The 13,577-nt window shown below is 44.5% G+C and carries 8 protein-coding genes and 1 pseudogene; 2 read left to right on the top strand and 7 right to left on the bottom strand.

Going from position 1 to position 13,577, the window contains the following annotated elements:
• Window positions 1–229: 229 nt before the first annotated feature.
• The 7 genes and pseudogenes from Xbud_RS10380 to Xbud_RS10410 form a co-directional block, all read right to left on the bottom strand.
• Window positions 230–1,258: a carbon-nitrogen hydrolase family protein gene (locus Xbud_RS10380; RefSeq protein WP_099136003.1), complete on the bottom strand. Its 1,029-nt coding sequence runs from the start codon at window positions 1,256–1,258 to the stop codon at window positions 230–232.
• A 39-nt stretch (window positions 1,259–1,297) separates the two neighbouring features.
• Window positions 1,298–2,209, bottom strand: a complete 912-nt coding sequence (locus tag Xbud_RS10385; RefSeq protein ID WP_099136004.1) for a fumarylacetoacetate hydrolase family protein — start codon at window positions 2,207–2,209, stop codon at window positions 1,298–1,300.
• 2 nt (window positions 2,210–2,211) lie between these two features.
• Window positions 2,212–3,351 carry a cupin domain-containing protein gene (locus Xbud_RS10390; protein WP_099136005.1) on the bottom strand — a complete coding sequence of 380 codons (1,140 nt, stop codon included), beginning with the start codon at window positions 3,349–3,351 and terminating at the stop codon, window positions 2,212–2,214.
• A gap of 50 nt (window positions 3,352–3,401) precedes the next feature.
• Entirely contained in the window at window positions 3,402–5,741 is a 2,340-nt protein-coding gene (locus tag Xbud_RS10395; protein ID WP_244589910.1) for a bifunctional salicylyl-CoA 5-hydroxylase/oxidoreductase, read from the bottom strand.
• Between the two features lie 133 nt (window positions 5,742–5,874).
• On the bottom strand, window positions 5,875–6,294 hold the full coding sequence (locus Xbud_RS10400; protein WP_099136006.1) for an acyl-CoA thioesterase: 420 nt from the start codon (window positions 6,292–6,294) through the stop codon (window positions 5,875–5,877).
• Complete coding sequence (locus Xbud_RS10405) at window positions 6,294–7,910, bottom strand: indolepyruvate oxidoreductase subunit beta family protein (RefSeq protein ID WP_099136013.1); 1,617 nt, start codon at window positions 7,908–7,910, stop codon at window positions 6,294–6,296. Before Xbud_RS10405 ends, Xbud_RS10400 begins: the two co-directional genes overlap by 1 nt.
• Before the next feature lie 38 nt (window positions 7,911–7,948).
• Window positions 7,949–10,147: pseudogene (locus Xbud_RS10410) on the bottom strand (thiamine pyrophosphate-dependent enzyme).
• Between the two features lie 362 nt (window positions 10,148–10,509).
• Between Xbud_RS10410 and Xbud_RS10415 the strand changes: the two are divergent.
• Together Xbud_RS10415 and Xbud_RS10420 are read left to right on the top strand one after the other, a co-directional pair.
• Window positions 10,510–11,565 carry an AraC family transcriptional regulator gene (locus Xbud_RS10415; RefSeq protein WP_099136007.1) on the top strand — a complete coding sequence of 352 codons (1,056 nt, stop codon included), beginning with the start codon at window positions 10,510–10,512 and terminating at the stop codon, window positions 11,563–11,565.
• 792 nt (window positions 11,566–12,357) lie between these two features.
• A partial coding sequence (locus Xbud_RS10420) for a condensation domain-containing protein (protein ID WP_244589913.1) occupies window positions 12,358–13,577 on the top strand: 1,220 nt, incomplete at its 3' end.

Consider the following 13,577-nt stretch of genomic DNA (forward strand, 5'->3'; position numbering starts at 1 on the left):
GGTTAAACTGCTATCCCCCCATCTTTCCAATTACAGTTTTGTTGGCTGCATTCTGAAAACTATAGGGTATATATTCAGAGTATTAATAATCTTTCACTATTATACCCGAATCCCTACATTTTATTTGCCTGCACCTTCTCACTTCGCTGGCCAGTTTAAGACCCTGGTATCTATTCAAGATAACAGTGAACCGAATCCCGGAGCGAATGTGCCTAGCCCAAGCTCTCACTCATAAGCGATCATCTTGTGTGGGATTAGCCCAATCAGTACACAAATTAGAATCTGCCTGATCCGATGAATCGGTAAACTGGATCGCATTCGTAGCACGACGATTCACTTTCAAATCGAAAATATCAAAACGGTTGTAATGCCCTGTTATGTCGTGCATCTGGCGGGGTTGAATACAACGGTTCAGATCAATTTCCGCATAGACAATTCCTTCTTTATCAATCAGGGGATGACCAATTACACGCCCATCCGGCCCGACAACTCCCGTAAACGCACTATTAGACCGTGCCAGCAATTGTTCAGCTTCGGGATGGCTGGCTGTCATAGCCTGTGCGATTTCCGCGGAAATAGTGGAACAGGAAACGAGGGTAAAAACCTTACCTTCAAAGCAATGCGCAGCCGCACGTAAACGGATCGCCTCAGCCATATCATAATCTGCTGGTGCAACAGGCAGGGAGATATAACTGGCAACATGTACCAGCTCTCCCTGAGATAACAAAGCAAAACGTGCCAACGGGTTGGTATTCTCACCACAGGCCAGCACCCCCAGTGGGCCAATACTCGTATCATGCACTTTTAACGAAGAAGCATCACCATTCGCCCATGTCAGTTTTTCAGCCCATGTCGGGACCAGTTTACGATGGCGTCCCAAAATACGCCCGTCATCAGAAATAGTCACCAGTGTGTTATAGAGCGTTGCAATACCTGTGGGACTGCGTTCATTCACGCCAATCACAACATTGATATGATGACGAGCAGCAGCTTGAGCGATTTTATGGATCTCAGCCCCCGGCACTTCAATAGCAGATTTGCACAGTTTTTCAAACCACGGACTGCCCTGAACGGGCGTCATTACCCAGTTCCAATAGGGATAACCCGCAATAAATACTTCAGGAAAAGCCACCAGACTGGCGTCATTATCTGCCGCCTCATGGATAAGCTGGCAAACGAGATCAACTGTCGCTTCTGTATCCAGAAAGATCGGCGCAGCCTGTACCGTAGCTGCCTTGAATTTAGGAAGATTCAACATATCAGGCTCCTGTTTTCTTTATACCCGCTATATGAATATTTACACAGCAATAACGGGGTGGCGCAAATCACCTATTTTCTCAAGATGTGCTTCAATGACATCCCCCGGCCATAGCCATTCCTGCGGATCACGTCCCGCCCCGACACCTGATGGCGTTCCTGTAGCGATGATATCTCCCGGCTCCAGTGTAATACCCTTACTGATATCTGCGATCAAAGCATTAACTTTGAATAACATATGATGAGTATTGGAATCCTGTTTAGTCACTCCATTAACTTTCAGACTCAAAGCAAGATTATGCGGGTCGGGAATGTCATCAGCAGTGACAATGCAAGGGCCGAAAGGTGCATAGGTATCCTGACCTTTAGAGTAGATCCACTGCCCGGCACGGCGACAGTCACGGGCACTCATGTCGATAATCAAACTATAACCAAAAACATATTTCAGTGCGTCAGACTCCGGTACACCCTTCGCACGCTGCCCGATAATCACGGCTAACTCCACTTCCCAATCCAATTGCCGGGTGATTTCATGATTGTGTTCAATCGCATCTCCCGGACCAATGATTGTGGTTGGTGGCTTAGAAAAAATAATCGGCTCTTTTGGCAGATCTTTTGCCGTATCGAGAGACAGACTGGATTCCTCAACATGTTCAACATAATTCAGCCCAATGCCGAAAATGTTTTTGCGCGGGCGGGGAATAGGAGCCAGAATTTCTACATTCTCCAATGGCCGGGCCACGCCGATTGGCCATAGACCTTCAAACGAATTTAACAATATGGTTGTACTGTTTACGGCCAATGGTCCCAATTCGATAAAGTCCAGCATGTTATCCGGTAAGACACTTCCGGCATGGGCAGCCAATTTTGCCAAATCCACCACATGATTATTTATAATCGCCCCCAACCGTGCAGCAGCGGTTATTTCGGTACGATAAGTGATTAAACGCATCTTTATTCTCCTACTCGTTGATGTCCGTCGTTATCGGCCAGGGCTTCTTCATAATACAACTGTAATGCCCGTATCACCGGCAGGTCGTTGAAACAGAATAAACAGGCATCTTCCGTTTGTGATGTATTGACATGTTCATGCAGTGCCCATGAAGGAACACAGAAAATATCCCGCTCCTGCCAGTCAAACCGCTGACCATCAATAACAGAATAGCCCTGTCCTTTCGCTACCTGATAAATGAAACTACCAGTATGCCTGTGCGCCTTACCAACGAATCCGGGGCGTAATAGCTGCATACTGGCACCAAGAGTTGGCATCACATGGCCTCCGGTCAGCGGATTAGTGTAGTGCATCAGCATGTCATCAAATGGTGAACCTTCTGAAACACGGGCATAACGTTGCAGCGCTGCATAGGTTGGCTCCCATTGATATTTGAACAATGGAGAATAAGGTTTATCCCAACCGATATTTTGCGGGCGCAAGGCCGGCGCTCCCCAAAGAGCAACAGAGGCATCTACGGGTTCTGTTACCGCCTGACGTAAATCAGGATGTACCTTATAAAAACCAGCTTCCAGTACATTGACCAACGGAATATCCAGACCGTCCTGCCAGATACATTGTGAACCATCAGGATCAACGCCATGTTCATGCCATGTCCCACCGGGGGTCAAAACAAAATCATTCGCTTCCAGCGGCATCTTCTGTCCATTAACAATGGCATAAGCTCCGCGCCCTTCCATAATAAAACGCAGAGCGGACGAGGAGTGAGCATGAGCTGATGCCGCTTCTCCCGGCCGCATAGTCTGAATCCCGGAATAAAGTAGCCCCACGGCACTGGATGAACCCGGATCTCCAGCATTGTTCAGATAGACCACACGACGACCCGCTTTTTCCGGTGTAACTAAATCAGCAGATTTCAGGACATGTTCACGCAGAACGCTATAACGCCAAAGTACCGGAACCGAAGCTGATTTCGGTTGCCACGGTTCAATTTTATTGGCGATTGTCCAGAGTGCGCCTGTTCTGTGCTTCTCCAGTTCTTTGTAATAAGCCAACAGTTCAGGGTTATCGGCTACATTAGCGCGACCGATAATATTTTCCCGATATTGATCATGTGGTTGGACATTTTCTTGTTGAGACATGGGTATCTCCTGTACGGATGGTAACTGTGATTTGGAAGCTAACCTGAAATCTATTGAACACCTCTCTGTATCTGCATCAATTGGTGTTCCAGTTGCTGTTTGCCGTAAAGATAGGGTTTCGGCCAATCAACGTTTGTCCAGCCATATCTGGCACATTCATGTAGCAACCAGGCCGCATCGGATAAAAATGGACGTGATAAAGCACAGAGATCGGCACGACCTGACGCAATAATTCCGTTGATCTGATCAGCGTCTGTAATCGCACCAACCGCGATAACCGGCACATTGCCCTCATTACGAATACGATCAGCCATCGGAATCTGGTACATGCGCCCGTAAACAGGCCGTTGTTCAGCAGAAACTTCCCCTGTGGAGCAGTCCACCATATCCACCCCCGCATTGTGGAAGTGCCGGGCAATCAAGACAGCTTCATCAATGCTAGTTCCTCCCTCAACCCAATCAGTGGCAGAAATGCGCACAGATATCGGCAAATCAGCCGGCCAGACATCACGTACCGCTTTAAAAACAGCTAACGGGAAGCGAAGTCGATTTTCCAGTGAGCCGCCATATTCATCATCACGCAGGTTAGTTACTGGTGAAATAAAACTGGAAAGCAGGTAACCGTGGGCAGCCTGAATTTCCAGCCAATCAAAACCCGCATCAATAGCCCGGCGGGTTGCCGCGACAAACTGTGCAATAACCTCACTCATTTGCGCCCTTGTGATAGCTGCCGGAATTTGTGAACTCTCTGATAAATAAGGCACAGCCGATGCTGAAACCAGAGGCCAGTTTCCTTCCGGCAACGGATGGTCAGACTGTTCCCATCCCCGTTGGGTTGAACCCCGTCGTCCCGCATGCCCCAATTGAATACCGATCAGGGTATCTGTGTTCTGATGGATAAAATCGGTAATCAGCCTCCATCCCTGCACTTGTTGGTCATTCCACAATCCTGTGCACGCAGGAGTCACACGCGCCTGAGGTGAAATTGCTGTCATTTCGGCGATCACCAACCCCACACCGCCCAATGCTCTGCTGCCAAGATGAACCTGATGAAATAACCCCGGAATGCCATCCACTGCCTTATACAGTAGGGTAGGGGAAACCACGACACGATTTTTCAGGGTTACTCCCCGCACCGGATAAGGTGTCAGTATCGGTGGAGTTAAGGGAGATTGTTGGTCAGGCTGCTGATTGAACCAACGTTCATAACTTTCCAGCCACGTTTTATCCCTCAACCTCAGATTTTCATGAGAAATACGTTGTGAACGTGTCAGCAAAGAATACGCAAACTGTTCCGGTGGAAAATCTTCATAGCGCGCTACATTTTCAAACCATTCCGTGGAGTTACGTGCCGCATTCTGGATTTTCAACACTTCCACACTGCGTACTTTCTGGTAATGTGACAAGCCCGCAGACAAATCTCCCTGATGCGTTTTCAGACTGTTAGTCAGTTCAATCGCATCTTCTAATGCCAGTTTTGTCCCGGAGCCAATAGAAAAATGGGCGGTATGGGCAGCATCCCCCATTAATACGATCGGTACATTTTTGCCGTTACCGCCCTCCGGCCTGATCCAGTGCACCCAATGATTACAGATGACACGAGGAAAACGGATCCAAATAGCAGCCCCGCGTAAGTGCGCTGCATTGGATATCAACTCATATCCATCCAGCCACGGTGCGAATATCTTTTCACAATATGCAATGCCCTCTTCCTGTGACATTTTATCGATACCTGCGGCCAACCACGCCCCTTCTGTCGTTTCAACGATAAAAGTCGATAGCCCTTCCTGAAATTGGTAGGCATGAGCCTGAAACCAGCCATGTTCTGTTTCAACAAACAAAAATGTAAAAGCATCAAATACTTTGTAGGTTCCCAACCAGACAAAACGGCAATGGCGTTGATCAACATCAGGTTCAAAGGCATCAGCATAGCGGGTACGGGTTTGGCTGTTGATCCCATCAGAAGCAATCAGCAAATCGGCATCGTATCTTCGGGCGATTTCCTGTTCGTCCTTAACCTGCGTTTCGAATACCAACTCAACCCCCAACTGCTGGCAGCGATCTTGCAGGATATTGAGTAATTTTTTACGGCCAATACCGATAAATCCATGACCGCCGCTACGATTTACCGTTCCCTTGAGGTGGATATCAATATTTTCCCAACGGCTGAATTCTGCACCAATGGTACTGGCTGATACCGCATCTGCCACATTCAGGTTTTCCAATGTTGCGTCCGAAAACACCACTCCCCAACCAAAAGTATCATAGGGACGATTACGTTCGATCACGACAACACGGTTATCAGGATTCTGTAACTTCATCAGCAAACCGAAATACAAACCCGCTGGCCCGCCGCCAATACATACGATGTTCATATTTTTTTTGTTCATGATTTATCTCCTGTTACACCATACCTGCCACGGCGCATAAGTTCAGTTCAGGGATTCAGTCAAGGTATTTAGTTAAGGTATTTAGTTAAGGTTATATAGTTGAGACATTGTTTTAATTAAGGCATTTTTTTAATTAAGGAATTGATTTAGTTAATGAGTAATAAAGTTCATCAGGGATTGGGATGGCCTGATGGGTATCCAGTGATGTCGTAACATAAGTCTGAACAGCACTCATCCTTAATTCTCCTTCCCTGCTGATACAGCGCTGGCGTAGTTTCAGTGATTTTTTGCCTATCTGTTCAACATTTAATTCCAGCCAAACCTGATCTCCCATTCTGCTGATCGCCTTAAACTCTGCCTCTAAATGAACAGTTGGCAGGCCAAAGCGATGCTTAGCAATATAATTGGCATATCCGATTGAAGTTAATTCATCGAACCAGTCTTCGAACAAATTGTTGAACATCACAAAATATTGGGGATAAAACACAATCCCCGCAGGATCACATTCAGAAAATCGAATCTTATGAGGCTGTACAAATCTAAGCAGGCTCATCAGTGACTCCTCCTCAATGTTGTCGTTTTAGTACCTTGTTCTAAGATAGTTGCTTCAAGATGCTGTTGGTACTCACGTAACCGGTTGCCATCTTCATCCGCTGATGCTGCCTCACGCAGTTGTCGCAAGTTGGCCGAAGACAGATGAACGAGATGGCGATCAATGATACCCATCAGGCTTTGAAAATTACGCAATCCACGGCTATGGGTATCACCGTATCCTTTAATCAACTGCTGACATAGGGCAATTTCCACAGCCAACTCCGGGTCATGTTTTGCCGCAATCACGATCCGCTGCAACCAGTTTTCAATCCGTTCGGTTTCATGCTGAAAACGCAAGGTACGGCGGCGGACACGGCGTAAACCCGCCAGCGTATACAGCAACAGAAATCCCCAAATTGAACTGGTGGTAATTACACGACCGCGGCTGAGTAGTTTTGTCAGTGTCCGGTTTACAAAATGAGGACGGGATAACCAGCGACCAACATTGGCGGGCAAGGTGTCACAGATCTCTTCCATTCTGGGATGAAAGAATTCATTAATTTCAACAACCTGTTTACTATGTGCCCGCACTTCTTTATGAACCCGCTCGAACCGCCTGGCTCTGATTTTCAGATCTGCCACCCGGATGGTATCTTCATAAGTCATCCACAACGCCAGATAACGGGCAGTTTCACACAGTAGTCGCTGATGATGTTTTCCAGTCTGCTCCATCAGATTCTGCAACCTCTCAAGATATAAATCGGCATAAGCCGGATCCTGATAATCCACCAAACGTCTGACTGCTTCAGCAGCAATCTCATGGGTAGAAGAAGGCAATGTTTTTCGAATATGCAATAAAAAAACGTTTATGCGCTCGTCATTGGTACAGTTATGGCTGAAACGATTACGATTTAAGCGGCCATATTGAGAATGCTCATGATGAGAACGATGATAGCAAGGCTGATAGCCAGACTCTTCTGACTGTACCCTGCTCAACCCCAATCCAAACGCTTGCAGGCTAGGTTTTACCCCCACGCCTCCTTTGATAATCGTTTTTTCAAAATGCATACGGCTGAATGGCAAGATCCCCGTACCACAGAGTGCCCCAAATAACACAGCACTAATCACACTACCGCTCTTTTCTGCCATCCATGCCATGTCAAAATGGACAAAACGCAACGCAGCCTGTCTTGATTGCTGGATCAGGACATGGCTATCCACACGCCCATCACCCATTGCTGTTTTCTCCTCCATTGAGAATACACGGTGAGTTGAAGTGATCAGCGTAGTACGATCCGGCGTCACAAAGCCGCGCTGAACTGCGCGTCCGGCTTCCATTAACTCAGAAGCCAGTACAATATCCACATCTCCGGGCGTCGGCATTAATGCCAGTACCGGCGCTGGAACATCCGGATCATCTGCTCCGGGGAACAGTTCAACATAATAGATCGTCGCACCTGTCCGTTGTGCGACACCGGGTACGGATGTTACCTGAGCAAAATAACCATACTCTTCACTCAAATTGACGATCCAATCTGCCAGTACACCACCGCCTTCACCTCCCATTGCCAAAATCGCAATTTTGATAGGTTGGATTTTCGGTTTCATAATCGGAGACTGAATGGATGATGACATAAACATAATTTCCCCTTAGAGCCTACAGGGACTGGCTTTTAAGCGTCATATCGCTCGCGACGTTTAGTATCACAACGTTGCAAGTAACCGATGATCCCTTTACGAATCCAATGGAGCAACCGCTCCCAGTAGTTGGGGTTGGTTATGATCCGGGCCTTGAAAAAAGAGGGGCACAACACCGCGACATGGGAAACTTCCCCGCACAATCCACAACCCACACAGCTATTCAATACTGTTGCCACCGGATCGGTACGCAAGGGATCAGGATTTGGCTTAATCGACAGTGAAGGACAACCAGACAAACGAATACAAGAGTGATCTCCGGTACAAGTATCAGGATCAACACCAAAACGTTCACGCACTACTCGTTGCCCTGCCGCTATTGCCTCTTTGTTCCTTTTCTTCTCACGGCGCTGTTTATTCAACATACATTCACTCTGTGCGACCACGACTTTCGGTCCCCGTTTACCTGTTGTCAGTGCTTCCCGCAAAGTATGGATCATGGCTTTGAGGTCATAGGTACGTTTGATCGTGCGTATCCACTTCACTCCAACACCTTTAACCGCTTTTTCAATATCATGACCCGTGCTGCGACTGGAGTTGAAAGCAGTTGAAGATGGTATATCCTGCCCACCTGTAGCAGAGGTGTAGCTGTTGTCCACAATAATGGTCAAATTGTCACTGCGATTAAAAACACTGTTAGCAATACCGCTCGTCAACCCGTTATGCCAGAATCCCCCATCTCCCATCACTGAAATCGCTCGCTTATTCGCGACTGGCGCACTTAATGCTGCCGCGCTCGCTGCACTTAGCCCATATCCCATCGTGGTATTCCCCAAATTGAATGGGGGCAAGATGGCAAACAGGTGGCAACCAATATCCGCACTGACATGATGTTGCCCCAGTTCCCGCTCTATCAGCTTCATAGCGGTAAAGATCGGACGCTCCGGGCAGCCCGTACAAAATCCGGGTGGGCGGGTATGAACCACATTATTTTCTGTAACTGATGATTTTTTGTCTGATGAGTTTTTATCTGATAAATCTTCAGCAGGTAAAGTAACAGCCGGAATGCGCACCTGACAGGCAGCGACCGTTACTTCGGCTTCAACCTTGTCGTAACGTTCAAGGAAAGCACGAACTCCCGCCAACACAGTGGCTGTATCGTATTCTCCCGCCATTGGCAGTAAATCTTTACCATGTAACCGAATGGTAATATCACGCTGCCGTAAGATATTAGCGACATTTTGTTCTACAAAATTAGGTTGACCTTCTTCCAATACTAAAATTGCCTGCTTGCCATAACAAAAGCGTTCAAATTCCTCATCAAGCAATGGATATGCCACATTCATGACATACAGCGGAATCCGGCTATTACCGAACACATCCGCCAGCCCTAACAAATTTAAGGCTCTGATCACGGTGTTATAGCATCCTCCCTGCAACGCAATACCTATGTCATCAGCGCTTTCAGCAAAAAATTCATTCAATTCATTCTGCTGAATAAAGCGCACAGCAGCAGGCCAGCGTTCCTGAATTTTCTCTTTCTCATGTAAGAAACTGGCAGGAGGCAGAACAATGCGATTGAGCTCACGCGCCGGATTTACTAATGCATCTTTTATTTTGAACGCTGATACGCGATTATCTGCACAAACAAACCGACCATGCACATGACAGGCACGAATACGCATCTGCAACATCACTGGTGTATGGCTGGCTTCCGACAACTCAAACCCCATTTTTACTGCCTGCACAATTGAAGGCAGATTGGGACGCGGATCAAGCAACCAGATCTAGGATTTCATCGCAAACGCATGGCTGCGCTCCTGCATGATGGAAGAACCTTCACCATAATCTTCACCGACAATAATCAGCGCACCGCCTAAAACACCACCAGATGCCAGATTTGCTAATGCATCTGAAGCAACATTTGTGCCTACAGTCGCCTTAAATATGGCAGCACCGCGTAATGGATAATTAACAGAAGCAGCAAGTGTGGCAGCGGCGGTTGCTTCACTGGCGCTGTTTTCAAAACGAATACCATATTCGGAAAGGATTTCCTGCGCATCAGCCAGAACATCCATCAGATGGGAAATGGGCGCTCCCTGATAACCTGCAATATAAGCAACGCCTGATTCCAACAACGCTTTTGTCACAGCGAGTATGCCTTCCCCACGGAAAAGTTCGCCCTGACCCAGGCGTAATTTTTCCACTTCCTTAACAAATGATCGTTCCGCCATGATCAATTACCTCGTATTTCTGTTTTGCTACAGCTTGTTAAAGTTAAAAGAAGACCAAAAGAAGACCTTAAAAGAAAACAGGGACGGGTATTATGTAATGAGAGTATGAATCAACGGTCAATACATAATCTGTCATGTAATTATGATTTACGCAGTGTCTGGATAGAACATGCAGAGAGCGGATAAAAAAGCCCGTCAAAACAGATAAGAATGAGAGTGTTTGAAACTCATTACTATCTTAATAATGAGTAAGGTTCCTCATGAATATATTCACAATCATATATCTTCCATTTAAGCAAAATGTGGATACTGCTAGTAGAAAACTGTATAGCTTTAATAAATGTTTAAAGAGGTATCTAATAATGATGGGCAATCAGTGGTCTCACTATTATTCTGATCCCAAAAGCTCTGATTCAAGGTACGCAGACCCAAAAAATGCAGTATCCAAAATTGAGTCTCACCTCAGTTCTCCAGAACATTTGCTTTTTTCATCCAATGATCTTGATGAAGTGAGATCGATGGTCGGTCGGGTGATGAAACCCCACCAGCTAAATATACTGGGTAGCAGCCGGAAGCTGGATGCCAGAATGCACTATATCCCGTTTGGAGACTTTTCCATAAGCCGCCTGCGTTACGGAGCTAATGTTGAAATCAATCCGAACACATTGGGATCTTTTTTTCTTATTCAGATGCCGTTATCAGGTTGTGCCTGTATTGAAAGCGGCGGTCAGCACCTTGATTCAACACCGAATCTGGCATCCATCCTCAGCCCGGATCAGCATACCTCCATGCACTGGAGTGCTGATAATGACCAGTTTATGGTCAGGATCTCCCGCTCTTTGCTGGAGAGAACTCTTATCGGACAGTTGGGGCATCCTTTAGATCAACCACTAGTATTTGAACTGGGGTTTGAATGGCAACGTTATCAGACGTGGCGCTGTCTGATGCTCTATCTGCTTGAATGTGCGACACAAGTACCTGATATTCTGCAATATAAACTTATTACTGGTCAGATTGAGCAATTACTTTCTGTTACCCTGCTGTCCACCCATCAGCATAATTACAGCGGCCTCCCCGCTAATCGTCGCTGTTCCATTCGCCCACGGCATGTACGAAAAGTGCAGGAATATTTACAGGCTCACGCCCATGAACCTATTACGGTAGAGCAACTTGCTCAAGTGGCAGGAGTCAGCCTTCGCAGTCTCTACTCCGGTTTCAGGGAATTTTTGGCTATCAGCCCAATGCAGTATTTGCGCGACTTGCGCATGGAACATGTTCGTACGGAGCTACTGGCAGGAGAAGCAAGCAATGTCACGGGAGTCGCCCTGCGTTGGGGGTTCGCCCACATGGGACGATTCAGTGCCGAATATAAAGCACGCTATGGTGAAACACCGAGTGAAAGTTTGAAGCGTGGGTGAATTTAAACAAAATACCTCCGATTATCTGATTATTAAAAATCAAGGCGGCAAGAACAAATATAATTCGAGATAAAAATTTATAATAAACGATCTTACCTTCATATATTGCTTATAATTAATTCATTATTTTAAATCTAAAAATAATAATTCTATCGAAGTTTTAAACTTTGTTCACCCACCAACAAAAATAATATTATTATATAATTAATAACTTACCAACAAAATAACTTAATAAAATTATTTATCAAAATAAAAAACACCAATATCGCAATCAAATCATCAGCAGATGATTATAAAGAGCTTTAAATATACTGCCTTACATCTATAAACCATAAAAAAATTGCCATAATAAACAAAAAATAATATAGACATCGACTCAAATGAGAATCACTATTGCATTGCAAAAGATTTTATGACCATGAAGTGACAAATAAAAGCAATAATAATATTACTGAAAACAAACTAAAAAGATAAGGTAGGTAACAAGGATGTATACTTGAAATATCGAAAATAAAAACTTAATCATTGGCCGATAAATATTAACTATTTTTCATGAAGGAGAGTGTTGAAAGATTGCGAGATTATCTGTAATAACATTATGATAGATGATGCCAATACCTGTTAACCGAAAATAACAATTTAATATTGAAAGATATAAAACAAAATATAGCATCCTTAATTATATCAATGCTAAAACATAAATTAATTAAGGTCAGGCAAATAATTAAATCTACTCATTTACACCATAAATTACAAATAACTTGTAAACGGAATACATTCGTATAATTTATTATGATAATATCTGAGAATTCATTGCATCCGAACTTATATCCCCTCCATCCTTCTCAGGAAGATGTGTTTTACGAACAAGCGCTTTATGAGAATAATCCGATACACAACCTCAATTGGTATACTGTAATAGAAGAAGAGGTCGATATAGCCCTGTTACAAAAAGTGTGGAACGTATTACATCAACATATTGATATGTTGCGCTTGCGTATATCGGTTAATTCAGATAATGAAGCGATACAATATATTGAAGAACAGAGTATACCGGAAACAATTATATTTCATGATGTTGCCATGCAGGCTGAACCAGAAAAATCAGCAATACTCTGGATGCAGCAACAACTTGAAATACCAATGGATTATTTGAAGGAAACGCCATATCAGATTTTCTTGATCCGTCTGGCTGATGAAAATTATTATTTCTTCACTAAAATTCACCATATTATGATTGATGGTGTCGGATTATACCGGCTTCATAAATATGTCCATAAATTATACAAATGCTTTAAGGATAGCACATCAATAGCATGGCTGTCAGATATTCCACAATATTTAACAACAATAACCAAGGCAAGAGAATATTTAAGCACTCTTCATTATGAAGAAGATAAAAATTATTGGCTTAATTTTCTAAAAGAAAATGAAATACACCAGTTAACGCCTTACTATAAAAATACAGGGCCTGGCAATAGTACGTTAATATTGCCCCTTAAGACTAAAAAAGATTTACTTGTTTTTTGCAGTGAGCATAAAACTAACTTACTGGCTGTCTTTTCTGGTCTTATCACCATTATGATGATAGAACTTACCGGGCAACAAGAGTTGGTATTTAACACGATCACACATGGAAGAAGGGAAAAATCAGAAAAATATGTTGTTGGCATGCAGGCAAGTACGTATCCCGTGTATTGTCACATCTCAAGCACATCCAGTGTGATTGAACAGATTAAGCGAATGGAATTAGCACTGAAAGACAGTTATCGTCACAGTAAATTTCCTCATTCACATCTTACCCGGCTTGCGAGTCAGCATAGGTTTTCTTTACCCAACATATCTATATTTTATGAACGTTTTTATGAATCAGCCGCTGAAATTACCGAAAATCAATATTATCATCTGGATGAAGTATTTAATATTTATCCTATCGTCTTTCGATTGAAAGATTATGGATATGATCAGGAACTAAAAATAACGATAGATTATCGACAGGAATATTTTAGTGA

The organism is Xenorhabdus budapestensis, assembly GCF_002632465.1.
In the GTDB taxonomy this organism is placed as follows: Bacteria; Pseudomonadota; Gammaproteobacteria; order Enterobacterales; family Enterobacteriaceae; genus Xenorhabdus; species Xenorhabdus budapestensis.